Below are 25078 nucleotides of genomic sequence, written 5' to 3'. Positions count from 1 at the left end.
GTTTTTCGCCAAAAGGCGCAAAGCCGCCAGTCAGGACGCTTAAGGAGTGTTTTGGCTGTGAGCCGGGAAGGCGGTAGGGCCTTCGACGGATCAAAAACGTCGAGCCGCGGATGGACTCACGCTCAGGGGTGAGGCAGGGTCAATCCGCAAGCCTGTGACCAGCAGCATTTTATGGAGTAGCAATCATGTTGATTCTGACCCGCCGGGTCGGTGAGACCCTGATGATCGGCGACGAGGTGACCGTCACCGTTCTTGGCGTGAAAGGCAATCAGGTACGCATCGGCATCAACGCGCCGAAAACCGTGGCCGTCCATCGCGAGGAAATCTACCAGCGAATCCGCGGTGAACACGACGCCGGCAGCGCTCCGGACGACAGCGGCGACCACTGACCACCGTTTCAAGACTTTACCTGGGCCGCGCCGATCAGTATCCTTGCCGGCTCCGCAGTCATGCGGCAAAACCCCGGAGAGATGCCCGAGTGGCCGAAGGGGCTCCCCTGCTAAGGGAGTATCGGGTCAAAAGCCTGATCGAGGGTTCGAATCCCTCTCTCTCCGCCAATGAAGTAACGTAAGCTGTTGATTTAAAGCAACTTGCGCGCAAGACAAGACGGCTGGTATGCCATTGGGTATGCCAGCCGTTGTTGTTTCTGGTTCTGACGTGTTGGGCTTGGTTGAGCTGTCTACACTGGATACAGCTATAAACGAAGAGGTGCGCACCAAGCGGTGCGCACCTTTTTAGTTGTACGACTTACAGTCTACCCGCCAGAGGCGGAACTGAATTGTCACGCGGTAACTACGGGTCTCGACTCACAAAAGAACAGCGGGCCGAACATGACGCTTGTCAGTCGCGTTGCGTGAGACCCGGATCCGGACAATGCAATCACGCACGCAAAGAACGGGGTCGTCCTGGATGCTTCCTGCTTTCGTATTTGCCGACAGGCACTCGTGTTGGGCTATGTCGTGCGCACGCTACTGAAGGTGGCATTGCACTTGGGCTAGAAACGAACCCCAAGGGTCAGTTCACGCGGAAGAGCCGGCGCGGTTCATTGTTTCCGGCGGCCCATTGTGCGAATATTTACCCAGTGCATCATGGGGTAGCGTGTGTTCGACCACTAACAAATATGGAGTAATCATGCTAAGCGGCTCAGGCCCCGTCGTTATCGACCTTTTTTGCGGCGCTGGCGGTCTCAGTGAAGGCTTACGTCAGGCAGGATTTCGGCCTGTGGTGGGAGTGGACTTCGACAGGCACGCGGCGGCGACCTACCGCTACAACCATCCTGGCGTTCCTGTGATTGAAGGGAACGTAGAGTATGTCACGGGTGAGCAGCTCATCGCCCTTGCGGGAACTTCGGACATAGACCTCTTGGCAGGCGGTCCTAGTTGCCAAGGCTTCAGTACGCACGGAAAGCGGCTGCAAGACGATCCCAGAAACTTTCTCTTTAAGCACTTCGTTCGACTAGTTGACGAAGTCCGGCCAAAGATGTTCTTGATGGAGAATGTCAAGGGTATGCTCACTTATGGGAAGGGTGAGTTCAGGCGTCAAATCGAAGGCGCATTCGCGGAAATCGGCTACCGCACCGACTTCAGCCAGGTTCTTGCAGCCGACTATGGAGTTCCACAAATGCGGCGCCGAATCCTGTTCATCGGAACACGGTTCGACCACCTTCGTCTTTCCTTCCCTAAACCCACCCATTCGGATTCCAAATTAGGCTTGAAACCCTATGTGACAGTTGACGAAGCAATTGGCGATTTGCCGTTAATAGGCAATGATTACGAGAATCAAGCTCGTGCGTACGTCTGTCGTCCGAAAAATCCGTATCAGGCTTACTGCCGGACAGGTGCTCCGAAGAAAATCACGACTCACGTGGGGCGTCCGTTATCGAAGCAGGCACAGGCGTTGGCAAGGCATATATCTCAGGGCCACGGCCTTCGTTCAGCCCCTGTCAAAGTGCTGCCAGAACGCTTCAAGAAGATGCGGACGATCTCCACCGGCGCGCTGCGCAAGGATTGCACCACCCTGTACTTTCGCTTGGATCCAGCCAGACCGGCTTACACCATTACCTGCAACTATAGAAATGTCGCGTCTGGTCCATTTCTTCACCCATTCGAGGACCGGGCGATCTCCCATCGCGAGGCAGCGCGCTTCATGAGCTTCCCCGATCGTTATCAGTTCATGGGGGCAAGCTTTCCACGACAGATCGGAAATGCGGTTCCGCCGCTCCTAGCGCGTGCGATTGGGGATGAGATTTTGAAGTCGCTTATGGAGTTCGAGTCTGCTAATGCTAGGCGTGTAGCCTGATGTCGAAGAAAATTCGGGCTGATCGTGTTGCACTTGCGTTGAACAACATCGGGGATTGGCGGAACGTTGCCAAGTCCCAGGGAGCAACTCATCTGTTTCCGATGCTGGCTCTCATCCAGAGAGGCGCTGGTGTTGCACCGGGTCAGGCGGTGCTTATGAACGAAACGCCGCATGAGTTTGAGTTCTGGGATAAGTATTTTCGTTTGAACGATGGCAACGAGGCGAAGCCATATTTCAACCCGGTGACATTGCGTCGAGCAGAGGCGGGTTTCCCCCACAGTAATTCCGCGACCATCCGCAAGAATACGTTTGCGGGTAAGTGGGGGGCGGCGCAACGAGTTGACTCGCCAGATGGGGAGAGTTGGATGCTCTCCGAGAATTTTGCAGCCATCTTCCGCGAGAAGGTTCTAAGCAAGGGCCAAGAGATTCACCGGGCTCCTGTCTTGGATCTCGCGGTCCTGATGTTCCGGGACGACAATTTCGACGATACCGATGACGCGAGAGCTCTTGAGCAGCGCTTTCGAGAGACCTTCCCCATGCGGGACGTCGATTTCGAGAGCCTCTTCGTCTTTCATCCCGAAGAGCAGTCTAAGCTCTTTGAAGATGCGCAGCACCCGCAGGACTACGAGGCGGCAATCAAATCAGCTCTTGTCGATGATGTAACGTCAGCGTCGTCTATTCCGGCCGCGACACCATCGCCTGCAGCGATGCACCTAGATGATCCGATTTTGGTGCAGGTTCAACAGCTCCTTTCGCTAGGTACATCTGGCATTATTTTTACCGGGGTTCCTGGCACCGGAAAGTCCTACTACGCAAAGCGCGTTGCTAAACACTTGGTTCAGAATGTTGACACTGATATTTTTAAGGTTCAGTTTCATCCGTCCTACGGCTACGAAGACTTTGTAGAGGGTTATCGGCCAGATCAGTCGTCGACGTCTGGCTTTCAGATCGTTGACAAGACTTTCCTGCTCGCCTGTAAACGCGCGGAGGAGCTTAAAGCAAATAATGGTTTAGCGGTTATCATCGTTGACGAAATAAACCGCGGAGATCCAGCGCGCGTATTCGGCGAACTCCTAACTTACATTGAGAGGACATATCGGGGCGAACAGTTTACGCTACCTTTTTCCGGCAGACTTAGTTCGGTCCCCGACAATCTCATTTTCTTGGGGACGATGAATCCATACGATCGAAGCGTTACGCAAGTCGATGCCGCGTTCGTGCGTCGTTTCGACCACATCGAAGTTGCGCCTTCGCGCGAGGTTGCTGAGGAGCTTTTAGAGAGCTCGGCTGGTTTTACTCCCGCCCAAATCACGGAAATTGGTCAGTGGTTTGAGACTGTACAGCGCATGGTGCCCTTCGGCATCGGGCATTCGTTCTTTGCCGACGTGAAGAACCTTGAGCACTTGAAGCTGGTGTGGCGATACAGAATGAAGCCGACTGCCGGGCAGGCTATTGAGCTCAACGACGGTGCAATTGACAATTTGGCCGCAAGCTTCGGTGCCCTGATCCGGCGAATCGAAGGTGCAGCCGACGATGCTTGAGATAATTGAGTGCGAAGAGTTCGGAGACCTTTCGATCCGTGTCAGTGCACTCCTTAAGGACGGAGAGTTGCGACTCGACGAGCGCATAACGACAAGGGGCTATCTATCCGCAACATTGAAGGGCGGACAGATTACGCTTCGTACGACGAAATACGTTGGAACTATTCCTCTCACCGCTGATCTTTCCGTTCGCGTCAAGCCAAGAGCGACAATTTCAAACCTGTCTTATATGCTTGTGAGATCCGGGGTTATCCCGACCGCGATCTCTAGTTTTTCACGTGGGTATTTGCCGAGATTCACCACGGTCGCTAACGTCGAAAGGGTCTTCGGCCGATCACTGGTTGATGGCGCGAAGCTCATAGCCAAACGCGGTTTCATGAAGGAGTATATTCGGCCGCTAAATCCGTCGCCTTGGCGCGGCAGGCTATTGGCGTCGGACACAATCCGACGCCACGCATCGAAAGGAGTCCGGTATCGGCACGAATTCGATCTAAGCATACTTTCACCGTCGATCATCGAGAACATCGCTCTAAAAAGCGCACTTACGCAGACGACAGATTGGTTTCAGCGAAATGATCGCCGGAACCCCATAATCGCGGAAGCAAAGGCTATTCTTCACGACCTCTGGCCTGTCGCGGTTTGGGATGGGATGCAGAGTGATTTGGTCACTCGGCTTTCCCAGCGCATCCGTGCGTTATCACCTCGGTTGCCACATTATCGCGACCCCCTTTGGGCATCGCTACTTATTCTTCAAAACTCACTGCCCGATATTGCATTTGACGGTTTTGTTCGACTGGATTCCTTGATAGTCGATGTGTCAGCCGTGTTCGAGGCGTTTCTCCGGAGAGAGTTAGCGGACCGGCTTCGGCCACTAGGTTATGAGGTCCAAGATGGCAACCGAACCCCAAGACCACTTTTTACAGACGCAGGGCAGTACTCTGTCCACCCGGACATCATTATCTGGCGAGACGGTTCGGTGGTTGCATTGTTGGACGTTAAATACAAACCTTCCCCCAAGGAACAGGACCGCTATGAGGTACTTTCTTTCATGGATGCCATGGGGGTAAGCGTCGGCGGTTTCGTCTGTCCCGCAGTAGAAGAGGATACGTCTAGGTATGTTGGTGAAACCGCATCAGGCAAGAAGTTCTTTTCCATTCGATACGATCTGGCGGTGGTTGACCCAGACGCTGAGTCCGATCGCTTCGCTGAAAATGTAATTCGCATGCTGGTCGGAAGCAGAGATTTCGACTAAGAACGGACAGAAGGGGGCATATTTGGTGGTCTTGAACAGGCTCTCGCTGTAAGGGTTGTCGTTGCTTTGCTGGGGTCGGGAAAAGCTGGCCTCGATGCCCAGATCGACGAGCAGCCCGGCCAGCGTCTTGGAGCGCATCGGCGCACCGCGATCAGCATGCAGCGTGAGTTGGTCCTTGGGGACCGCCTCGCGCAACGCCGTCTGCTCCACCAGTTCGCGCGCCAGCGCGGCGGACTCACGCGTACTCAGCAGCCAGCCGACGACGTAGCGGCTGTACACATCGAGCACGACGTAGAGATAGACATACGTCCATTTCACCGTCGTCTTGAGTTTGGTGATGTCCACGACCACAACTGGTTCTGCGCCTCGGCCAGCAGCTCGGGACGGGCGTACACCGGATGCACACGTTGCTCGCGCCGCTCACGCACCGCCTTCTGCGCGGCCAGCAAGCGGTACATGGTGCGCACCGAACACAGGTAACGCCCCTCATCGAGCAAGACGGCGTAGATCTGTTGGGGTGCGCGGTCGACAAAGCGCGGGCTCATCAGTTCGCCGAGCACAGCCGCCTGCTCGGCGGCATCGAGCTTCAGCGGTGGCGTGCGGGTGACCGCCGTCCGCACCTTGGGCCTGCGCTGTCGGTGTAGCGTCGCCCGTGACAGGCCCAAGCTGGTACACGCCCGCACAACGCCAACCAAGGCCGATAACGCCGGCAGCGCACTCATGGCTGCTCCTCGCCGCTCGGCAGGCCCAGCAACGCACAGAGTTTTTTTTGGCGTCGATGATCGCTTCGGCTTGCGCCAGCCGCTTTTGCGCACGCGCCAGGTCGCGTTCGAGCTGGTTGATCCGAAGCTTCTCCGGGCGCGCGGGATCGGGTTTGCGTCCGCGCTTGGGCTCCGCCGTCTGCGCGTCCAGCGCTGCAACCTGGCGATGCCAATGGGTCAGGTGCGAGGAGTACAGCCCTTCACGATGCAGCATAGCGCCGAGCTCACCGTCGGGCAGTCCTGCGGCCAAGGTGACGATCTTGCGCTTATAGCCGAGCGTGAACCGCCGGCGTGTCGCCTCCGGCACTTCGGTCGAGGCATGCACCGTGGTCGAGGATACTGCCGCCGTGGAAGACGAGGGGGAAATCATTGATGCTGGGGTGTCCATGAGATGAGCCTACCTTCAGTAATGGCGATGAGGTAGTTGTCTCAGGTCACATTGGCACCGGGGATAGGAAGGTACGCTGTCGACGCCCATAATGCCGAGTTCTACTGTAACGGTGTGGAGCTCGCAAGTGGTGGGGCAGCGAATATCTTCGAGTCAGCACGACTCTCGTCGAACACGTACCCTCATTGACAGATCGAATGTCGTGGTGAGGGCTGCAGTGGCGCCCATAGAGATCAGCCCTTCAAGACGGTGAGGTGGCCTGCGAGCTGGCGCGGACAACGCCTACACGCCGCAGCTCCTTCCGCCGATGGCCCCACGCCTATTTTTGGTGGCATCTTGGTGGTGCCCGGTGAGTCTGGACCGATCCGACTGCCTGTCAGGCGCAAGCCGACACGGAACATAGTCTTGGTGGAACCGACGAACTGGGCGCTTCGCCAGGCACGGCGCATCAAGCTCATCTTCACTGACCCACCAACCACACCGGGGGCTTGTGACCGGCGAGGGATGCGATGAATGTCCTGCCAACGTCGATGACCAGTCTCCCCAGCCACTTCCGCTGGATCATCCCGATCGTATTCATCGTCGATTTGCTGAAGTTCCCCAGGGTGGCAGTCCGGACCAAGGAAGGCGATGCCAGCCCCTCCCCTGTGTTCCCGTGGCAAGATGATCCCAAAGAGACTGGAATCGCGGCTAGGGGCAGGGAAATAGATGGAGTTTCTGATAGTCATTGGGCTTCTCTGGCTCATCGGGACGATCTTTGGCAACATAAACCCCCGTCGCGCCAAGCCGAAGGTCGATCCCGCCTTGGAAGCCGAACGACGGGCTAACCAGAAGCGGGAAGACGACAGGTTTCAAGACGCGTTCGAGCAGTGGGATGCGCATCTGTCGGTCATAATGGGCAGTGGTCGATGGATTTCCAAGGGAACTGTCTCCCGGTTCCTGGCCAAGCACCCCGCGCCCAAGCACCCTCGCAAGACCTGGAGGCAGGCGGTCGGTGAGCCATCGCCCGAAGAGACCTTGCGGCTCCGGTTCGATAAGGCGAATGCGAGCCACCTGGCACGCCAGAAAGTGGTGCGCAGGGATTTCTTCAACACAGTGGAGAAGAACCCGCTGACCGACGAACAAATTCATGCTTGCATCTGCATGGACGACAGCGTCATGGTCGTGGCCGCCGCCGGCTCGGGTAAAACCTCCACCATGGTGGCCAAGACCGGCTACGCCCTCCACGAAAAATTGGCCACGCCGGAACAGATCCTGTTGCTGGCGTTTAATACAGCCACTGCCGAAGAAGTAGGGCAGCGTATCGCCGAGCGACTGCGTGGCGTGCCCCACGTGGACAAGGTGCGCTCCAACACGTTCCACGCCTTCGGCATCAATGTCATCGGCAAGGCCACCGGCAAGAGGCCGTCGCTTGCGCCCTGGGTGAGCCCTGACAACCCCGGCGCCGATATCCGCGAAGTGTCCGACATCATCAAGACCTTGGCGGGCCAGGATGCGGCATTCAAGCGCGACTGGGATCAGTTCCGCACGATCTATGCACGCGATGTCGGCAAGTGGGGCCATCGGCAAGAGCCCGACGCCTATGCCGACGGCCGGAGAGGGTTCCTCACCGCCCACGGCGAAATCGTCAAGAGTAAGGAAGAGCGAATCATCGCAAATTGGTTGTTCTACAACGGTATCAGGTACGACTACGAGCGGGCCTATGAACACGACACGGCCGACAGCCAGTATCGCCAATACTTCCCCGACTTCTACTACCCCGACGCCAACCTCTACCACGAACACTTCGCGCTCAACGAAAAGGGCGAGGCACCCAAGGAGTTCAAGGACTACCTCGAAGGCGTGGAGTGGAAACGCCAACTCCACGTGGACAAGGGCACCGCGCTGGTCGAGACCACATCGCACGGGCTGCTGACCGGGCAGGCCATCCCCGCTCTGGAACAGGCGTTGATCGCTCGCGGCGTCCAGCCGGTATTCGATCCCACGCGAAAAAACGTCGGGTTGCCCCCTGTCGACGAGAAGGACCTGGCTAGGTCGTTCCGGGTGTTCCAACAGCACGTCAAGAACAACGGCCTGACCCACGTCCAACTGCAGGCGGCCTTGAAGGAGCAGTCCAAGGACGGCTACGGCGCACGCTTGCGCATGTACCTTTCCCTCTACGAGCGCATCGCGAGTGAATGGGAACGTCGCTTGCGGGAGGGCCAGTTCATCGACTTCGAGGACATGCTGATACAGGCGGCTGCGCATGTGGAGTCTGGGGCTTACAAAAGCCCGTACATTCTCATCTTGGCCGACGAGTTCCAGGACAGTTCCCGCGCCCGCATCCGGCTATTGAAGGCCTTGGCCGGCAACCCAGGCGTGCCCACCCACCTGTGTGTGGTCGGCGACGATTGGCAAGGCATCAATCGGTTTGCCGGCTCCGATATCTCCGTCATGACGGAGTTCGAGAAGACCTTCGACTTCGCCACGCGTCTGACGCTCAACACGACGTTCCGATGCCCGCAGCACCTGTGCGACGTGTCCAGCCAATTCATTCAGGTCAACCCCGCCCAGATCAAGAAAACAGTCAAAACGACCAATCCGCTGACTAAAACGCCCATGCTGGCCTACGGGTTTGTCGAGGACGAGATGATCCCCGGCTACATCGAACAGCAACTGGCCGACATGCATTGCTACGCTGTGGCAGGCAAGCTCAAGCCGGCCAAGGGGGCCCACATCACCATCCTGTTACTGGGCCGCTATCGGCGCGACATCCCGGACTCGTTGGCGCAGTGGCAGCAGCGGTTCGGCGACCGATTGAAGATCGACTTCAGGACCGCGCACGGCTCCAAGGGGTTGGAGGCCGAGTACGTCTTCGTCCTCAATGTTCTCCAAGGCACTCATGGCTTCCCCAGCCAGATCCAGGACGACCCCGCGCTCCAGTTGGCCATGCCCGCGCCTGACCCTTACCCGTTCGCCGAAGAGCGCCGCCTGTTCTACGTGGCCATGACCCGGGCCAGCAAACAGGTGCGCTTCTACACAACGCTGGCCCAGCCATCCCAGTTCTTGGTAGAACTGGTCAAGCGCAACCACCTTGTAATCGAACCTTTGGGCGGAGAGGGGGTAGAGCCGTGCGCCCGACCTGACTGCGGTGGCGTCATGGTGCCGCGTGGCGATGACACGTTTCTGGGTTGTTCGCGCTTTCCGGCCTGCGACCAGACGTGCAAGCTGACCGATCCGGCCATCGTGCGATGCTCACAGCGGATTACGGTGCCGGTGGTCGCCGGGCAAACCTGCCCCGTATGCGGGAAGGGCGTGATCCAGGAAAAAAACGGCAGGAATGGCCCGTTCTACGGTTGCTCACGCTTCCAGGAAGGCTGCAAGGCCACTGCCAACATCCCCAAGCGCTGACCTACGACTTTATATGGCCGTGCCGCACACACGACCTAGGATGATGGGCGAAGTGGATGGCCCGAGCTCATTGGCTTGCGCGGCCAGCTCGACTGCAAGACGTTGCCCGCATAGCGGTGCTTGGCGTCAGCACACTGATCCATCCAAGGTAGGAGATATGTCGATTTGGGCAACTCCGCTTGGCGGTGAAGTTGCGCAGGCTACCGCACCTGCGCCACTTCATCGGTTAGGGTGCTGCACTTCGAAGTTGAATCCGCCGACGATGGTTGGAGGGTTGCAGTGGAGCCGCACCGACAAAAAAAGAAGTCGCCAGCCCGCGAGGGGCAGGAGCCTACGCCCCTGCCCCTCGCCCGACTACCCACCATCACTGGTCGTCATCTTCTTTGCTGCCCAGCAAATACTTCGCGAGGCCATACAGCGCAAAGCCATACACGACCAAGCCGCCGACGAAACCAAACATCACCATCACCTCCTTTTCGCTCAGTGCGAGCTCGCCGTTGCCACGCGCGCTTCGAGCTTGCCGCGCAAGGTGCTGGCACCATTCGAGGCGCCACTACCGTGATCCGCAGCCGCGCTCTCGCCTTCGGGGTAGAACTCCTCCACCACTGCCGGCACGTCTTCTTCCAGTTCCTCAAACGCACCGTTGGCGAAGCCCCTGCGTGCGGACTCGTCCAGCGCACCCTGGTCGAAGCCGCAGGCCCGCCGCTGTTCGTCCAGCTCCCGCGCCTGTGCGATGGCTTGCTCCAACGTGAGCCCAGAGCGCACCACCAGATCGACGTAGTAGATCGGCGTCCCATAGCTCATCGTGGTTGATTTGCCACGCAGCTTCAGTTCCAGTGGCAGGCAGGCCAGCAATCTGCCGGACACGGCGCTGAAATACTCCAGCCGTGCCGCCAGCGTGCGGATGGTGTTGAAGGACGTGGTGCGCAGCACGAAGCTACCCAGCGCATCGTCATCACCCACGACCACGTTCAGCCGTGCGTAGGCCTTGCATGCCCCTTGCGAGAACGCGCAGGCATCCGGCCCCGGGCAGGGCATCGTAGCTACACCTTCCTTGCCCGTGCGCCGGCAGGTCTCGCCGTTGCCCACGCAGACCGGTCGGCCCGTGGTGCGGTCAAACAGGGAATAGTCCGCCCGCAGGTTGAGGCCCGGGTCGTTGAACAGTAGCCGCACCGGGATTGCGCGCAACTTCTGACCCTCGGCTTCCTTGCGCAATTTCTCGTCCAGTGGATGCAACAACCAGCCGTCGCGCCCCTGCACCTGGCTGGTCAGGGTGAACTGGTCGTCCTTCTCCGGCAGGCGCTTGCCGTTGCGCTCCACCACCCGGCCAATGGAAATCCGCCCGATCACGGGCGGGGTAATAGCCAAACCTTTCAACATGTCGTTGTCCTCTGTCAGTTGTTGGGAGACCGCGACAACACAAACCGACGAGAGCCAGGGCGAGTCGCCGAGTACATGGCGACAACATCCGGGCACTCGGCCATCAGCCGCTTCGTATCCAGCGTGGTGCTGTCCTTGGCCCGTTTGAATGTCACCTCGCCATGAGCGAAGACCGCCTTACTGGCATCGCCCATCGCTTGCTGGATCATCTGCTTGAACGATTCGGCTTCATGCTCCATCGCTTCCAGCTCACCCTTGAGCGTTGTCAGTGCATCGAAGGCACGGCCGAGGTCTTCATCGCCGGAGAAGTCCAGGCTGGTGTCGTTGCCTCGATACAGTTTCCGCAGGGCCTTGGCCGCCGATTCACTGCCATCGGCCGGCGGCTCGATGTCCTTCTCCACGTAGTCCCAGAACCGGGTTTCCAGCACGACCAGACGGGCGATCACTTCGTCGTCCCGTTCGATGCGGTGGATTTCCAGTTGCTGGCCGCACAGCAGCACAGCCACGTCGGCAGCGGCTTTGCCGGTCACGGCCAGCTGGTGCTGTACCTGCAACTGGACGTACTCGGGAACGCCGTCCTTCCACAGCCGTGCGCCGAACTCGCCGGCGGTCTTGCACTCCAGCACTTGCACGCCGGGCACGCCGACGATTTCGCGGTCGATGTTCGCCAGCATGAAGGGGAACGTTGGATGCTGGAGCACGGCATTGAGCTTGCGCACCTTGTGACCGGTGCGCTCCTGGTAGGCGGTCGCCACCATCGGTTCCAGCAGGGTGCCCCAGTAACGCGGATCGTCCTGACCGGGCCGTACTTCGTCCGGCGGCGTGCGGCCGGTTTTTTCCATCCACAGTTCGAGCTGACTTTTGTACGGACACAGCCCTACCGCGGCGGCGGCATCCGAGCTGCCGATGCCGTTCCTGCGCACATCCAGCCACTGCCCATAGGGCAGTTTCTTGGTATCAACCAGCCTCACGGCCGCGTTTTGCTTGCTCATCGGTTTCCTCCGGGCATAAAAAAGCCCGACCGACGCATGGGCATCAGTCGGGTGGTGGGTGGTTGGTTCTCAAGGTGTCGCTACCAACTGGCGCTGTAGTAGATGTCCCAGCCTTGCTCTTGCAATTGCTTGGCGTGATGCAGGACTTTCAACGTGTAATCGACTTCGCCGCCATCCAGCGTTTCATTAGCGTCAGCGGTGAAACGCCCGCTGACGCTGGCCGAGTCGTCGCTTGCCCGTTCGAGCTGCTCTTCCAGCTCGATCAAGGTGTCTACCGAAACGAACGCCGGTCGACAGTCGTCGACGCCCTCCTGCACGTTGCTCACAAACCACCGGTGCAAGGCATCGAACTTGCGCCAGTAGCCCACCCGCACCGTCACCCCGCTGACTTCCAGCAGGGAGGCATCCTGGCCCGGCTTCTCCTTTGGCGGCATATAGCCGATGGCCGCACCAATGGCGCGGCGCATCGGTTCCGTTCGCGGATCGCAGGGGGCAACGTACCGCTTGGCTTCCAGGTACATATCCAGTCCCATCGTCGATCTCCGTCAGGCCAGCAACTTCAGCGCTTCGTCCCAGGCACGCTGCTTGATCTGCGCCCCTTGACCGAACCACGCCGCATCGCGGCGGTGATCGTCACTACGCGCCCGGCGGTGGTGATCGACGAACTCGGTCACGCTGTTGACCACACCCCACGCCGTGCCCCGGCTGGACGCCATCAACGCACCGCGACCGCCGCCTTCGTACAACGAACGGACGGTGGCAAGCGCCTGCTCGTTGACCACCACGGCCTTGCCGTCCGGCGCGGCGTAGGTGAGTACCCGACGCAACAGCCCTTCGACCGTATCGGGGTCGACCGGCCGCTCCACCAGCGCCTTCATGCGGGCGACGAAGCCATCCCACGACGACACGGTGATGCCCAGCTGGCGCTTCACCGCATCGGGATCGAACTGGCTACGATGCGGTACCTTGATGGCACCGTTGGCGTTCCCCAGCGCAATCGACAAGGTGTTGTTGCAGACCACACGCACCGACGTGAACTGTGCCGTGGTCGCCAGCGTCCCGTCGCAGGCAGTGGCCAGCAGCAGATAGCCGTCGACGCGGTCACGGCCCTTGAGCGTGGTGCTCTGGCCGGTCTTTGCCAGCGCCCAGAACTTGCGACCTTCACGCAAGACGCCGGCCGTCTCCAGTTCAAAGCCATTACAGGCGGTCAGGTCGCGATAGAACTCCAGAATCTCGCCGGGCTGCACCACGTGAAAGCGCTTGGAGACCACGGCCAGCGGCGCCTTGGTGTCCGAACGGTACAGCACCTTCTGCTCCGGGAAGGCGTTGATCACGCCCATGTGGTTGTTGCCGGAGATGTAGCGGACTTCGGACGCTTCGATCTGCCAGTCCATGCCCGCCTGCTGCTTCCACGTGTCGATGGATTGCTGCGGGGCCAATCTGTTGCCAAGACCGTGCCACGGCTTCTCGCCGGCGTAGGCCATCGTTTCAACCAGATGCATTGTCGTTTCCTCGTAAGTTGGCGGCATAAACGCACAAGGCCCGGACATGCCGGGCCTTGTGCGCTGCGCGTGTGTTGGATCGGATCAGGGGGCTTTGAAGCCACCGCAGTGGGTGCATTTGACGATGCCCACCAGAACTGCCGTAGCAACGACCAGGATGCAGTAGACCGTGTCGAGTTTGCCGCTCATGTCGTCGGGTATCCTTTGCGAACGCTGCGATACGGAGCGTCCAGACGCGAAGCCAAAGACCATGGACTTCACGGGGGTAATATGGATCTGAGATCTCGTTGAATCGAAGTCACTGATACGCGAGCCATCCGTGTTCGCAGATTGAGGGCAGGGCGGCAGTGAGCGCCTGCATCACATCAGTCCCCGGACAGCCATGCTGACGCACTCGTCACCCACGACGATGTGGTCCAGAATCCGCACCCCGATCAATCGCAAAGCGTCACGAAGCTCGTTGGCGATAGTCCGGTCGGCGGCACTCGGTTCGGCGATTCCGTTGGGGGTGGTTGTGCGCCAGAATGGCTGCGCAGGCATTGACGCTCAGCGCCGCCCGTACAACCTCACGGGGATAGATGCTGGCGCCGTCGACGGTACCGCTGAAGAGTTTCTGGCAGTCGATGATGCGATGCCGATTGTCCAGCCAGAGAACGTGGAACTCTTCATGCGACAGGGCACCCAGGCGCATGCGCAGGAAGTCGTTGGCATCGGTCGGGCTGTCGATGCTGCCCTGACGTTTGAGCCTTTCCCCGAGGATGCCTTCGGCCGCGGCAAGCACGTCCTGCTCTGTTGTTTCGCTGTCGAGCTTATAGCGGGTGTAGGCCGTGGATCGAACAACTTTCATAGGTGGCTCCTTGTGATGGGCACAAACGCATAGAGCCTGGCTTCACAGCCAGGCTCTATGCGTTGTCGCGAAAGATGGGGAAAATGCGCGCCGAAGCGCCTAGCCGCTACAGGTTCGGATCGCGCCATGTCAGCGGAATGCCAGCGGCGTTACGGACGCGTTCCGACTGACCCGGGCGCAGAGCGAGAGCTACGGAAGAATTACAACTACTTCTGCTGCACTAGCAGATGTTCGTAATACGGCCGCACACGTCGATCGAGGATCGCATACATGCTCGCGTAGTCGTTCATGCTTGGGTCGAGCCATGCGTCGATGTCGTCTCCCTGAATGGGAACGGGACACCGGTCGTGGCCAGCCGCAACCACTTCAAGAGGCGGGTCATCGGTGATCGCGGCGAACGTGTAGAACCCGGGATCGTCGCCGACTGCCTCGACATAGGTCCAGAGACAGGCAACGAACAGGTATTCACCAGTCGAAGGCTTGAACAGAATCTCCACGCTTTGCTCGCGCTCACCTGGAATTAGAGCACGCTGCTGCAGATTGTGCAGATACACGCTTTCGTAGAAGCGATCCACGATCATGATGCCGTGGTTGTAGCCGAACACCTTGCGCCACACGGTCGAAAGCTTGTCACGCCGCGCGTTGTACGTGCCTGGCTTCTCGATCTCATCGGTTTCTGTCCAGCCCGGCAGGCGACAGCGGTAGCGCATCGGAACGACCATACGCTCGCCCGTTTGAGGATCACGGATCATTACCGGAGCGAAGTGGCCAGGCCAGATTCTGTCGATGCCATCGGCCGGCGCAGGTAACGCCAAATCTTCCAGCTTTTTCCTTCCTGCCTCAAGCTTGTTGGTCGCAACGCGGAGGTCGTTCTCGGCCTTTTTGGTCGGCTTACCTGACGCGAGCTTGGCGCTCGCCTCGACGAGGCGCGCTTCCTGGACGCCGATCTCAGACGCGATCAAGGCGATTGCTTCAGATTCTGCATCGCGAGCCAATTCGACCGTGCCAATGTCCAGCACGCCACTGGTGGCATCGGTCATCGCGCGTCGCAACGCCTTCGGGACAACCTTGACCCAGCTGCCCTTCTTCTTGGTCCAGCCCGCGAGCTTGGTGAATTCCTTAAGAGCGAGTTTTCCGCCGAAGCGCTCGTATTTCCTGAAGTCCGCCAAAATTTGCGCCGAATAGCACATGTCGGGGCCTGCTTGATCTGACGGATCTAAGCATAGTGCCCAAGCCCAGTTATTACCTTCCTGCCAGATCTGTTGCGCAGACACATGCAGTTGCCGCCCCAATCGCCCGCCATCCACGGGGCGATGCGAGTGGGATGATCCGCGTACACGCTCCAGAAAGACCGGCAAGCCATCGGGTCCGGCACATGGAAACCCACCTCGCCCAGGGGGGACGCCATCGCCTGTGCCTAAGAGCGGCCGAAAAAGAGAGGCCAGCCTTGCTCCGGCCTCGTATGCAGCCGGCAATCCATCGAAGCTGAACAGTGGGTTGTCGCCTACACGCCTCCAGTCCATTCCCCGATTCACATAGCGCATTAGCCCCGGCAAACTCTGTCTGCCGAGCGAGTCTGGCCCAAACCGACTAGGTGTCAGGCGGAAGCCGACCCAGAGTGTCTGGCGGAACCGACGAGCGAGGCACACGACTGCACAGGCGGCGGCGCTCCAGCTTGAAAAAACGTCAACTGCTACTGCGTCCCCAGCAGATCATGGTAACTTCCTGGCTGGCCTATAGGGGGTTGCCATTTTCGCAGTTTGGTGTAGGCTGCCATCGCCCCAAACTCTGAAGACAGAGCCGGAACGTCGGACCGAGCACGCTGCACCTTGCAGCGCAAGCAGATTGAGGCAATCCATCTTGTTTAACATTTTCGTGCGCACGATTCATCGTGCGCGCCGTTAGCGAGGGTGCCTATGATGCTGCGTGACTTGAGTGACCAGAATTGGGAATACCAGGAGTTGGTGAGGGGCGGAACCGATTCGTTTTTTGCCTCTCGGGAGGAGATGATCTTTGCAGCCAAGGGGGAGTTGATCGAAGAGTTCGCGAGCCTTTTTTACAGCGATGCGGGCGAGGTCCGTATCGGGGCTGTTGAATATGTGCAGGAGTACACATCCCGAGTTTGGCCCCCGAGGTGAGAGATGGGGACGTCTTGGTCCGTATCGCAGATGATCTGGATGAGTGCGGGGAATTGAATTTTAAGTGGGTGACGGTGCCAAGGTACAATTGCATGTAACGTCGGTGTAGGTCGTTATTCATCAAAAAGGCGTGACGCTCTTCGGGCGTCACGCCTTTTTTTGGCGCTGCCGTCGCTGCACAGCAGCGCATCCCCGACAATCGCATCGGGCGGAAGAACCGGTAAGCCGGCCACATGCCCTCGGACGCGCTCAGCGTGAGTCGTCACTACTCAGGCTAGCAGCGCCTTTTTTGCTTGGTTAACGCCTTTCGAAGGTCGGAAAACTAACTCGACGGCTTAGAACTAACTCGACGGAGGGGGTAAGGGGGGCGAGGGTGCGGAGGGCTTCCGCACTTCTCCAGTCGTGGAAAGCTAGTCGTGGTGCGGCCTAGCGGGTCGTCGGACTTTGGCTCCCCATGGAAGTGCGGATTTCGTACATCGCCAAACCACAAGCTCGGCTCCAGTATTCCAGCATCACCACCGCAGAGCCGCAATATGTACGATGCAAGAGATCCCTGTTCCCCGCAGGTACTGTCGGGAGTCATTGCCCAGGCCGTCCGAGAAGCGATTGGCGATTCGCTCAAGAAGTGGAATGTACAACCAAGGCTGGTGCTGCGCATCGACGAAGTCGCTGCCCAGATCGGCTTGAGTCCGTCCACCATTCGGAATCTCTTGGACTCCGAGGGGCAGTGGTTCGACCCGGAGTTCCCCAAGCCTATCCGTCTCGGAAATGGAGCTGGAGTGCGATCCGCGATCGGCTGGCGGCGTGCCGACATCCTTGGGTGGGTTGATTCGCGCCCCGCCCATGAAATGTCGCACCAAGTCAGCAAGAAGCTCTCGGAACCGAATCTCTCGTCTATCCGGAGGAAGTCCATGTCGAATAACTAGCCTTGGGGCAAATTAACGTATTGCGAATTCAGGAACTATATCTAATGGCTTTGTATCACCGTTACTAGTATCAGGCAATAGCTCCATCAAGCAAGTCCATTGATTTGTGATGGAGGCAGCTGTGGGTCGTCTGTCTACATTCCACCAGTGACTGCACCTTAAATAAGGTCAATAAGCACATAAACAAACACATAGAGAAAAACATCATGAACTATAACGAAGTTACTGACGAGCATATTGAGCGAGCCATCAAAGAAGGAGAGAGGCAGCACGCGCATATCGCCAAAGGCATGTGGCACACGGCAGATGGGAAAGCTGTTATCACGGAAGACTACGATTGGCAAATGTATCTTAGAACTTTTGAAAGGACGGCTAAACGATTGGCTACCGGTAGCGGTGCTATGGTCGCACCTTTCAAATCCGTGCGCGGTATGGCGCATAAACTGACAGCCCTGGGAAATGACGTGCGCTTACTGTGCGCAAACGCATTGCCATTGGTGGAGCGTGCCGAACAGGGCTTCCATATGAAGGGTCACTCCTTCCGTAAAGCAGATGGAACGATGGCCGGGCTGGCTGAAGGTGAGCCCTACACGGTCATTCACGCCATCCCCAACCCCCACATCACGGTGATGATCCGTGCCTGCATGCAGATTGCCGAGAGGCTGAGCGACTTCTATCCCGAGGAATGGGCCAACGTCAACGAGCCGACGATTCGGAATGCGTTTGACCGGGCAGCCGGATTTGTAAAACGCGTCTGCAATTCCAGACGGTTCAGGACGGTGGTTCTCAATCACGAGAGGAGCGAGCGTAAGAATTTGAAATCCTGCTGGGCTTATGCTGGCAGCCTGTTCGAGAAGTACTCAAAGCTCCTGGTACTCAGGATTGACCTTTACATCCATCCTGATAGTCACGCTTGGTCAGAGTCAGATCGCGCAGAATGGTGCGTCAGCCAGTACCTGCGTGCCTTACGGGAGAATCGCCTCATTGAACCTGACGTCAAGGGGTGGATCGTGAAGCGCGAAGGCGGTTTCCGTCGTGGCATCCATTTCCATCTCATGGTTTTTCTCGACGGCCACAAACACCAGGAAGGCCACGTTTACAGCCAGCAGCTTGGCGAAGCCTGGGCGGGCCGCTTCAGTGATGGGAAGGGTACGTTCTTCAACTGCTGGGTACTGCGCAAGAAATACGAACACAACGCACTCGGCGTGGTGCGTATCAGTGATCGAGCCATGCTGACCGGCCTCCTGATCGCGCTGGCTTATATGACGAAGGAGGACTGCGCCCTGGAAACCGGACGCTCACGTAACCTCCGACGTGGCATCATCGTTGAGTCCAGCGACAGCCCGAAGCCGGGTGCGCCGCGAAAGGCCGAGAATGACCTTTCGGTGCTCAAGAGCGTGTTTTCTGCATCGCCTTTTGCTTCGCCCTCTGCTTGAGGCGTATGTCGCGAATGTCGATCGGGTAGATCGCTACCGACAAGACCGCATCGCGTTCGCCATCACCGGTAAACCCCCAGTCGTCTAGCCTTTTACCTAAGTTGCGGGTCATCCGCATCTGGTCGTCTGGACTAACGGCCTCCCAGGGTCTCTCCTGACCGCAGATAAGCTGTTGCCAGCATCGTGCTGCGTGGACAACCAACATCAATCGTTTGCTCGCCCAGTGAAGCTGGCCGAAAGCGCGAGCTTCGTCGTCATTCAATACGCTGAGATCGAACTCAGTGGGAGACTTCATGCCCTGACGCTCGTTGTGCTTCGTGTTGATGAGTTTCCTGACCTGCTTCAGTACCCCCTTTGTAAACAACCAGTCATCAACGCCGCACGCGCTAGCTTCGTTCCTTGCCCATTCTTCGACTGCAGGCTGCCGTGCTTGTACGCCTTTTTCCGGATCATTGAAATGCGCAGCGGCGCGGCACAGGACGTAAACGCCAGGCGAGGTCTCCCTTAGCCCCAGTGGGTCTTCCTTCGTCCGCAACACGATGTCCAAGGCATTCTGTTCAACGAGGACGTCACGCAGCTCGATGGCTAGCGCGTGCCCGGGGTCAGGACCTATCCATGGCCCCCGCTTTGGCTGCCCATCATCGGGCCGAAGGCAACATAGCGACTGCCATGGAATCACTCGTGTGAGATGCTTCGAATCTGTCCCTGAGTCCTGCGAAAACAGGACGGCGCAAGGAAACCAACAGACATCCCTCCGCTCCATCTCTAGCAGCAAGCGGGCGTCCTTTGGCGCCATTCCTAGATAGATCGCACCTGGAACTATCATCGGAGCTTGGATAGCTGGGATGCCGGATTTCCTAGCGTTCCGCATCTGGCTACGGTCGTAGGGCGACAGGGGGCGGCTCAAGGAGTTAGCGGCATCACTAAACGTTGTCGGCAGCAATTGGATGCCATCCATGTACACCGCCTTGCCAGCGGGTACACGGACGTAGAGTTCAACCTCGCCATCGTGCACCAACGCGGGCAAGGTGCTGCGCATCTCGGCAGGGGATACTTCGTCTAACAGCGGCACCAGCTTCGACAACCGTCTCGCATTTATCTCAGTCATGCGCACGTAACTTCCCATTAGGCATTACGAAATCAGCCCATGCTTGCATGAGCGGCCGGCGCTGCTCCAGCAGATCCGTCCGGTGATAGGCAGCCTCCACCTTGTTCTGCACGGTGTGGGCCAATGCCCTTTCCGCCAAGTCGCGCGCATACCCCTTCTCGCTGCACCAGTCGCGAAAGCTGGATCGGAAGCCGTGGGCGGTAGCCACACGCCCCGGTACGTCGCTAACGGCCTTCACGCGACGCAGAAAGGCCGTCAGAACCATGTCCGACAACGGGACGCCTTTGCGTACAGACGGGAACACAAACGTGTGGTGCAGCCCCTGTTGGTGCTTGAGGAGTGCTATGGCCTGATTAGAAAGCGGCACGCGGTGGCTTAGCTTGGCCTTCATTCGCTCCGCAGGCACCGTCCAGAGCTTGTTCTTCAAGTCCACCTCATCCCACGTCATGTGGCGTACCTCGCCCGAACGGGCTGCCGTCAGGATCACAAACCCTAAGAGCTGACGCGTGACTTCAACGCTTGGCGGCAGGTGGTCGATCACGAACGCGGGCATCAACGCCCAAGGCATCGCAGGCTGGTGCTGTGTGCGGACGGTTTTGCCTGGTTGGAGTGGCAAGAGGTGATTCACCACGTCGACCGGATTCGACTGGCAGAAGCCATGTGCCCACCCCCACGCCATAACCGCGTGCAGCCGTTGCTTGACTCGCCCTGCGGTCTCCGCTTTCTCCAGCCAGATAGGGCGCAGTACGTCGGCAATGTGGCGCGGCTGGATCTGATCCAGCGGCATCGAGCCGATCAAGGGGAAGGCATACTCAGTCAGCGTGTTGATCCACTGCTGGACGTGCTTGGCGTTCTTCCAGCCAGGGGTGAGCTCACCGTGTAGGGTCTTGGCGGCTTCGCTGAGCGAAGGCAGGCGCGGCTTGGCTTCTTCGTTGGCCTTGAGTTCCAGCGGGTCTTGTCCATGCGCAAGCTGTTCACGCATGCTGCGCGCGAGTTGAGCCGCGTCGGCAATGCCGACCTCGGGGTAACAACCTAGCCCGGCATTGCGACGCTTCTGGGTAACGGGACTGACATAGCGGAGTACCCACTTGCCTTGGCCCTTGTGGCTGGGGGAGGGATGCAGCGCCAACCCAGTGACTCCGCCGTGTGCAAGCGGTGGGCTTCCGGGTTTGATACTTCGTGCCTTGGCGTCGGTAAGGAGTGCCATCGTTGGAGGTTCCAAGCTGCATCGTGGTATGCCAGCCAGTATGCCATTGGAGCTTGGACGTGGTTGACCTTCATTGCAGTTTGTTGGCCAAGTTGATCGAGAAAATGGCTTTAGATAGCCACTTTTGCTAGTCTTCCTTGGGAACTATTGGCATTCGTTGTTTCTGTTGAAGGCGGTCTCTCTCTCCGCCAGATACGCAAAGCGCCCCGAACGGGGCGTTTTGCGTATCTGGCGGAGAGAGGTGGTGGACGGACCATCCGGTGACTCGGCGCATCCTGCGCCTCACCCTTCGGGCCAACGGCTTTGCCGCTGTTCGCTCCGGCATCCTGCCTCCGCGAGCGACAAATTCGTCTGGAACAAAATTGGACAGCCGCAGGCTGGCCCCGTAGCGCGCAGCGCGAAGGGGTGAGGCCCATGGATGGGCCGAACAATCCCTGGTGCACGACCAAGTAACCACGTGCTCCGTCGAGGCGGGCGTTTTGCGTATCTGGCGGAGAGAGGCAGTGGACGAACTCTCCGGTGACTCGGCGCATCCTGCGCCTCACCCTTCGGGCCAGCGGCTTTGCCGCTGTCGCTCCGGCATCCTGCCTCCGCGAGCGACAAATTCGTCTGGAACGAATTTGGACAGCCGAAGGCTGGCCCCGTAGCGCGCAGCGTGAAGGGGTGAATCCCGTGGATGGGATTCACAATCTCCGCGTCCTCTACGCCGCGACGCATTCCATCGAAGCGAGCTCTTGCTTGGCAGGTCGCGCCGAGGCTTCGACTGCGCGCCTCCAGCGCTACGCTCAGCCCGAACGGTTCGGGGAATCAATCCTTGATGTCGAGTTTCTGGCCCGTGGGGCCTCACCTCGTCGCCAATCCACGCAGCTCCACGCGCTCGCCGTCCACCACCAGCACCGACCCCTGTTCGTACCAGTCCCCCAGCACGATCCGCTCGGCCGGCTTTCCGTCCAGTTCGAGACGATGGATGGCTGGCCGATGCGTGTGTCCGTGGATCAACCGCGTCACGCCCGCTCCGCGCAGTGCCGCGGCGACCGCCTCGGCGTTGACGTCCATGATGCTTTCCATGGTGCTGCCGGTGTGTGCCTTGCTGTCGGCGCGGGCCTTGGCGGCAAACGCGCGGCGCGCCTCCAGCGGCATCGCCAGGATCTGCGCCTGCCATTCGGGCGTGCGAACCTGCTTGCGCACGGCCTGGTAGGCGAGGTCATCGGTGCACAGCGTGTCGCCGTGCATCAGCAAGGTGGGCCGGCCCTGGATGTCGCGCACGGTGCCGTCGTCGAGCAGGGTCATGCCGGCGCGGGTGGCGAATGTTTCGCCGAGCAGGAAGTCGCGGTTGCCGACCATGAAATGCACCGGCACACCGGCATCGTGCACGGCGCGGATGGCCTCGGCGATGCGCTGCGGCAACTCGGCATCATCGTCGTCGCCGATCCAGGCTTCCACCAGGTCGCCGAGGATGTACAGCGTGTCGGCGCTTCGCACTTCGTCGCTGGCGAGGTAATTCTCGAACAGGCGGGTGATTTGCGGGCGTGCGGGATCGAGGTGCAGGTCGGCGATGAACAACGTGGCCATGCCGATCAGTTCCCGCCGGACTGCTTCGCCGCCGGCTTGCTGGTCGGCTTGGTGACAGATGCTGCCCTGGCCGGCGCCTTGGCGCTGCTCGCCGGCGCCTGAACCTCTTCGCCGATCACGCTGGCCTTCTCGATCACCACCAGTGGCTCGGGTACGTCGCCGGCGAACGGGCCCAGCGGGCGGGTGGGCAGGGCGGCGATCTTGTCCAGCACGTCCATGCCCTTGGTCACCTTGCCGAACACCGCGAAGCCCCAGGTGAGGCCGCTCTGGTTGCCGACGAAATCCAGCCGGCGGTTGTCGACCAGGTTGAAGAAGAACTGCGCGGTGCCGGAATTGGGATCGGCGCCGCGGGCGACGGCGATCGTGCCGCGCAGGTTCGACAACCCGTTGTCCGCCTCGCTGGCGATGGCCGGGCGCGTGCGCTTGGGCTGCAGGTCGCGGGTGTAGAGGCCGCCCTGCACCAGATAGCCGGGGATGACCCGGTGCAGCAGGGTGCCGTCGTAGAAGCCGTCGCGCACATACTGCAGGAAGTTGGCCACGCTCTTGGGCGCCTTGTCCGGATACAGCTCCAGCGTGAGATCGCCCTGCGATGTATGCAGCAGCACGTGCGGCGGTGCGGCGACGGGCGCGGCGCTCGATGTGGCCGGTGCAGGTTTGCCCGCCTGCGCGGCGGCGCCGAACGGAACGAGCAGGAGCAGGGCGATCAGCAGGGATTTGAGCATGGCAGCGAGCGATCCGGACCGGCATTCACGAGGCGGGCGTCCATGATACGCGGCATGGCATCGGCATGCCGCGAAAAAGGCGGATCACTTGTTCGCGAGATCCAGTTTCACCCCAAGTTCGGTCATCGGCGCCTTTTCCTGTTGCAGGTCGGCTTCGGTGAGCGGGTGCTGCTCGCCCCATCCCGGCGGGAGTTTCAGGCGCAGCGAGCGGGCGCTGGCTGCCAGTTGCATCTGCGGCAGCGACTCGGCGCGGCGGGCGCGGCGGAACAGCACGGCCAGACGCAACAGCGCGGTGATGTGCTTCGCCAGCGCGCGATAACGCAGCGGCAGGCTGGCGATGATGGACTTGTCCGGCTTGCGCCGGTGCAGTTCGATCACCGCGGCCAGCAATTCCTGCTCCTGCCGCGAGAAGCCAGCCAGGTCGGCATGACGCAGGATGTAGGCGCCGTGGCGATGATGTTGGCTGTGCGCGATGGCCAGGCCGATCTCGTGCACCCGCGCGGCCCAGGACAGCCACTCACGCGCATCGGCGTCGAGCTTCCAGTTGCGCGCGACCTGGTCGAACAGCATCAGTGCCGTCGCTTCCACTCGCCGCGCCTGCGCGCGGTCGACGCCGTAGCGGGTCGCCAGCGCGTCGATGCTGGCGGTGCGCGGGTCGCTGCCGCCGGCGCGGCCGAGCAGGTCCCACAGCAGTCCTTCGCGCATCGAGCTTTCGCACACGCGCAGCCGCTCGATGCCCAGCGCGGTGAAGGCCGCTTCCATGATCATCACGCCGCCGGCGAACACCGGCGTGCGTTCGGGAACCAGGCCCGGCAGCTTGAGCGTGCCGACCTGGCCCTGCTCGATCAGCGCATCGCGCAGGGCGGCCAGCGCCGCGGGCGTGATGCCGTCGTCGGAAAGCTCCATGGCCAGTGCCACCGCGCCGATCGACTTGGTGGTGCCGGACGAGCCGAACGCATCCTGCCAGCCCGATTCGCGATAGTCCTCCGCGAACTGCTGCAGCAGCACGCCGATCTCGCTCAGGCCGCGCTGCCAGCGCGCGCGGGTGATCTTGCCGCCGGGGAAGAAACGCAGGGTCGAGGCGATGCAGCCGGCCTGCACGCTCTCGGTGTGCAACGGCGCGAGGCCGCGGCCGATGATGAATTCGGTGCTGCCGCCGCCGACGTCGATGACCAGCCGCGGTTCGCGCGAGGCGGGCAGGTCGTGCGCGGCGCCGAGGAAGATCAGGCGGCCCTCCTCGCGGCCGGAGACCACCTCGATCGGGTGGCCCAGCGCGGCTTCCGCCGCGGTCAGAAAGGTTTGCGGCGAGGCGAGCTGGCGCACGGTATTGGTCGCCACGGCGCGCACGCGCGCGGTGGGCAAGCCGGCGATGCGCTGGCCGAAGCGGGCCAGGCAGGCCAGTGCGCGCGCGCGCCGCTCGGCATCCAGGCTGCCGTCGGCGCGCAGGCCGGCGGCCATGCGCACGGTGTCGCGCAGGCGGTCGATCACCCGCGGTTCGCCATGCTCCATGCGCGCCACCACCATGTGGAAGCTGTTCGAGCCCATGTCGATGGCGGCCATCAGTTCGCCATCGCGGATCGGCGTTTGTTCGACTGCGCTCAATCCGGCGCTCCGGCAA

General features: G+C 60.1%; 21 protein-coding genes and 1 tRNA gene. 8 read left to right on the top strand and 14 right to left on the bottom strand.

Annotation, left to right across the window (positions count from 1 at the left end):
* Nucleotides 1–185 precede the first annotated feature (185 nt).
* The 5 genes from csrA (at nt 186) to ACVCL9_RS08370 (ending at nt 5091) form a co-directional block, all read left to right on the top strand.
* Nucleotides 186–389 (top strand): carbon storage regulator CsrA, encoded by a 204-nt coding sequence (gene csrA / locus ACVCL9_RS08390; protein ID WP_395119577.1) that lies wholly within the window; start codon nt 186–188, stop codon nt 387–389.
* 75 nt (nt 390–464) lie between these two features.
* A tRNA-Ser gene (locus ACVCL9_RS08385) sits at nt 465–557 on the top strand.
* Nucleotides 558–1131: 574 nt separating this feature from the next.
* Complete coding sequence (locus tag ACVCL9_RS08380) at nt 1132–2298, top strand: DNA cytosine methyltransferase (protein ID WP_447098446.1); 1167 nt, start codon at nt 1132–1134, stop codon at nt 2296–2298.
* Nucleotides 2298–3839 carry an McrB family protein gene (locus ACVCL9_RS08375; RefSeq protein WP_447098447.1) on the top strand — a complete coding sequence of 514 codons (1542 nt, stop codon included), beginning with the start codon at nt 2298–2300 and terminating at the stop codon, nt 3837–3839. The genes ACVCL9_RS08380 and ACVCL9_RS08375 overlap by 1 nt, the downstream gene beginning before the upstream one ends.
* A complete protein-coding gene (locus ACVCL9_RS08370; RefSeq protein ID WP_447098448.1) occupies nt 3832–5091 on the top strand; it encodes a 5-methylcytosine restriction system specificity protein McrC in 1260 nt (419 codons plus the stop codon). The genes ACVCL9_RS08375 and ACVCL9_RS08370 overlap by 8 nt, the downstream gene beginning before the upstream one ends.
* Here ACVCL9_RS08370 and ACVCL9_RS08365 read toward each other — a convergent pair.
* Both ACVCL9_RS08365 and ACVCL9_RS08360 read right to left on the bottom strand, forming a co-directional pair.
* Complete coding sequence (locus tag ACVCL9_RS08365; RefSeq protein ID WP_447098449.1) at nt 4972–5436, bottom strand: transposase; 465 nt, start codon at nt 5434–5436, stop codon at nt 4972–4974. The genes ACVCL9_RS08370 and ACVCL9_RS08365 overlap by 120 nt on opposite strands.
* Nucleotides 5406–5813, bottom strand: coding sequence for a hypothetical protein (locus ACVCL9_RS08360; protein ID WP_447098450.1), 408 nt, complete (start codon nt 5811–5813; stop codon nt 5406–5408). Before ACVCL9_RS08360 ends, ACVCL9_RS08365 begins: the two co-directional genes overlap by 31 nt.
* Before the next feature lie 1135 nt (nt 5814–6948).
* Here ACVCL9_RS08360 and ACVCL9_RS08355 point away from each other — a divergent pair.
* On the top strand, nt 6949–9630 hold the full coding sequence (locus ACVCL9_RS08355; RefSeq protein ID WP_447098451.1) for a UvrD-helicase domain-containing protein: 2682 nt from the start codon (nt 6949–6951) through the stop codon (nt 9628–9630).
* A 480-nt stretch (nt 9631–10110) separates the two neighbouring features.
* On the opposite strand, the gene ACVCL9_RS08350 is transcribed toward ACVCL9_RS08355, so the two are convergent.
* From ACVCL9_RS08350 to ACVCL9_RS08320, 7 genes are all read right to left on the bottom strand, one after another.
* Entirely contained in the window at nt 10111–11010 is a 900-nt protein-coding gene (locus tag ACVCL9_RS08350) for a recombination directionality factor (protein ID WP_447098452.1), read from the bottom strand.
* Nucleotides 11011–11024: 14 nt separating this feature from the next.
* On the bottom strand, nt 11025–12002 hold the full coding sequence (locus ACVCL9_RS08345) for a YqaJ viral recombinase family nuclease (protein ID WP_447098453.1): 978 nt from the start codon (nt 12000–12002) through the stop codon (nt 11025–11027).
* Nucleotides 12003–12082: 80 nt separating this feature from the next.
* Entirely contained in the window at nt 12083–12535 is a 453-nt protein-coding gene (locus tag ACVCL9_RS08340) for a hypothetical protein (RefSeq protein ID WP_447098454.1), read from the bottom strand.
* 12 nt (nt 12536–12547) lie between these two features.
* The gene (locus tag ACVCL9_RS08335) at nt 12548–13504 is read right to left on the bottom strand and encodes a DUF932 domain-containing protein (protein ID WP_447098455.1); all 957 of its coding nucleotides are present in this window, start codon (nt 13502–13504) and stop codon (nt 12548–12550) included.
* A gap of 360 nt (nt 13505–13864) precedes the next feature.
* The gene (locus ACVCL9_RS08330) at nt 13865–13972 is read right to left on the bottom strand and encodes a JAB domain-containing protein (RefSeq protein ID WP_447099604.1); all 108 of its coding nucleotides are present in this window, start codon (nt 13970–13972) and stop codon (nt 13865–13867) included.
* Complete coding sequence (locus tag ACVCL9_RS08325) at nt 13953–14351, bottom strand: JAB domain-containing protein (RefSeq protein WP_447098456.1); 399 nt, start codon at nt 14349–14351, stop codon at nt 13953–13955. The genes ACVCL9_RS08330 and ACVCL9_RS08325 overlap by 20 nt, the downstream gene beginning before the upstream one ends.
* A gap of 206 nt (nt 14352–14557) precedes the next feature.
* Entirely contained in the window at nt 14558–15541 is a 984-nt protein-coding gene (locus ACVCL9_RS08320) for an SOS response-associated peptidase family protein (RefSeq protein ID WP_447098457.1), read from the bottom strand.
* A gap of 1481 nt (nt 15542–17022) precedes the next feature.
* On the opposite strand from ACVCL9_RS08320, the gene ACVCL9_RS08315 reads away from it, so the two are divergent.
* Together ACVCL9_RS08315 and ACVCL9_RS08310 are read left to right on the top strand one after the other, a co-directional pair.
* Nucleotides 17023–17415, top strand: coding sequence for a helix-turn-helix transcriptional regulator (locus tag ACVCL9_RS08315; protein WP_447098458.1), 393 nt, complete (start codon nt 17023–17025; stop codon nt 17413–17415).
* 206 nt (nt 17416–17621) lie between these two features.
* Nucleotides 17622–18851, top strand: coding sequence for a hypothetical protein (locus ACVCL9_RS08310; protein ID WP_447098459.1), 1230 nt, complete (start codon nt 17622–17624; stop codon nt 18849–18851).
* On the opposite strand, the gene ACVCL9_RS08305 is transcribed toward ACVCL9_RS08310, so the two are convergent.
* The 5 genes from ACVCL9_RS08305 to ACVCL9_RS08285 all read right to left on the bottom strand — a co-directional run bounded on the left by ACVCL9_RS08305 (nt 18805) and on the right by ACVCL9_RS08285 (nt 25062).
* Nucleotides 18805–19959, bottom strand: coding sequence for a hypothetical protein (locus ACVCL9_RS08305; RefSeq protein WP_447098460.1), 1155 nt, complete (start codon nt 19957–19959; stop codon nt 18805–18807). The two genes, ACVCL9_RS08310 and ACVCL9_RS08305, sit on opposite strands and share 47 nt — an antisense overlap.
* Complete coding sequence (locus ACVCL9_RS08300; protein ID WP_447098461.1) at nt 19952–21166, bottom strand: tyrosine-type recombinase/integrase; 1215 nt, start codon at nt 21164–21166, stop codon at nt 19952–19954. Before ACVCL9_RS08300 ends, ACVCL9_RS08305 begins: the two co-directional genes overlap by 8 nt.
* Before the next feature lie 843 nt (nt 21167–22009).
* Nucleotides 22010–22738, bottom strand: a complete 729-nt coding sequence (locus ACVCL9_RS08295; protein WP_447098462.1) for a UDP-2,3-diacylglucosamine diphosphatase — start codon at nt 22736–22738, stop codon at nt 22010–22012.
* Nucleotides 22739–22743: 5 nt separating this feature from the next.
* Nucleotides 22744–23460 (bottom strand): peptidylprolyl isomerase, encoded by a 717-nt coding sequence (locus ACVCL9_RS08290; RefSeq protein ID WP_395119575.1) that lies wholly within the window; start codon nt 23458–23460, stop codon nt 22744–22746.
* 84 nt (nt 23461–23544) lie between these two features.
* Nucleotides 23545–25062 carry a Ppx/GppA phosphatase family protein gene (locus ACVCL9_RS08285; protein WP_447098463.1) on the bottom strand — a complete coding sequence of 506 codons (1518 nt, stop codon included), beginning with the start codon at nt 25060–25062 and terminating at the stop codon, nt 23545–23547.
* Between the last annotated feature and the right edge of the window lie 16 nt (nt 25063–25078).

This window comes from Rhodanobacter sp. UC4438_H5 (assembly GCF_052978405.1).
Note: the sequence above shows the minus strand (reverse complement) of the source record. Positions and strands in the feature narration are given on the sequence as shown.

Bases quoted from the DNA above. Each gene is read 5' to 3' on its own strand.
- csrA (WP_395119577.1), top strand. From the start codon at position 186: ATGTTGATTCTGACCCGCCGGGTCGGTGAGACCCTGATGATCGGCGAC.
- ACVCL9_RS08380 (WP_447098446.1), top strand. From the start codon at position 1,132: ATGCTAAGCGGCTCAGGCCCCGTCGTTATCGACCTTTTTTGCGGCGCT.
- ACVCL9_RS08375 (WP_447098447.1), top strand. From the start codon at position 2,298: ATGTCGAAGAAAATTCGGGCTGATCGTGTTGCACTTGCGTTGAACAAC.
- ACVCL9_RS08370 (WP_447098448.1), top strand. From the start codon at position 3,832: ATGCTTGAGATAATTGAGTGCGAAGAGTTCGGAGACCTTTCGATCCGT.
- ACVCL9_RS08360 (WP_447098450.1), bottom strand. From the start codon at position 5,813: ATGAGTGCGCTGCCGGCGTTATCGGCCTTGGTTGGCGTTGTGCGGGCG.
- ACVCL9_RS08355 (WP_447098451.1), top strand. From the start codon at position 6,949: ATGGAGTTTCTGATAGTCATTGGGCTTCTCTGGCTCATCGGGACGATC.
- ACVCL9_RS08350 (WP_447098452.1), bottom strand. From the start codon at position 11,010: ATGTTGAAAGGTTTGGCTATTACCCCGCCCGTGATCGGGCGGATTTCC.
- ACVCL9_RS08345 (WP_447098453.1), bottom strand. From the start codon at position 12,002: ATGAGCAAGCAAAACGCGGCCGTGAGGCTGGTTGATACCAAGAAACTG.
- ACVCL9_RS08340 (WP_447098454.1), bottom strand. From the start codon at position 12,535: ATGGGACTGGATATGTACCTGGAAGCCAAGCGGTACGTTGCCCCCTGC.
- ACVCL9_RS08335 (WP_447098455.1), bottom strand. From the start codon at position 13,504: ATGCATCTGGTTGAAACGATGGCCTACGCCGGCGAGAAGCCGTGGCAC.
- ACVCL9_RS08325 (WP_447098456.1), bottom strand. From the start codon at position 14,351: ATGAAAGTTGTTCGATCCACGGCCTACACCCGCTATAAGCTCGACAGC.
- ACVCL9_RS08320 (WP_447098457.1), bottom strand. From the start codon at position 15,541: ATGTGCTATTCGGCGCAAATTTTGGCGGACTTCAGGAAATACGAGCGC.
- ACVCL9_RS08315 (WP_447098458.1), top strand. From the start codon at position 17,023: ATGTACGATGCAAGAGATCCCTGTTCCCCGCAGGTACTGTCGGGAGTC.
- ACVCL9_RS08310 (WP_447098459.1), top strand. From the start codon at position 17,622: ATGAACTATAACGAAGTTACTGACGAGCATATTGAGCGAGCCATCAAA.
- ACVCL9_RS08305 (WP_447098460.1), bottom strand. From the start codon at position 19,959: ATGACTGAGATAAATGCGAGACGGTTGTCGAAGCTGGTGCCGCTGTTA.
- ACVCL9_RS08300 (WP_447098461.1), bottom strand. From the start codon at position 21,166: ATGGCACTCCTTACCGACGCCAAGGCACGAAGTATCAAACCCGGAAGC.
- ACVCL9_RS08295 (WP_447098462.1), bottom strand. From the start codon at position 22,738: ATGGCCACGTTGTTCATCGCCGACCTGCACCTCGATCCCGCACGCCCG.
- ACVCL9_RS08290 (WP_395119575.1), bottom strand. From the start codon at position 23,460: ATGCTCAAATCCCTGCTGATCGCCCTGCTCCTGCTCGTTCCGTTCGGC.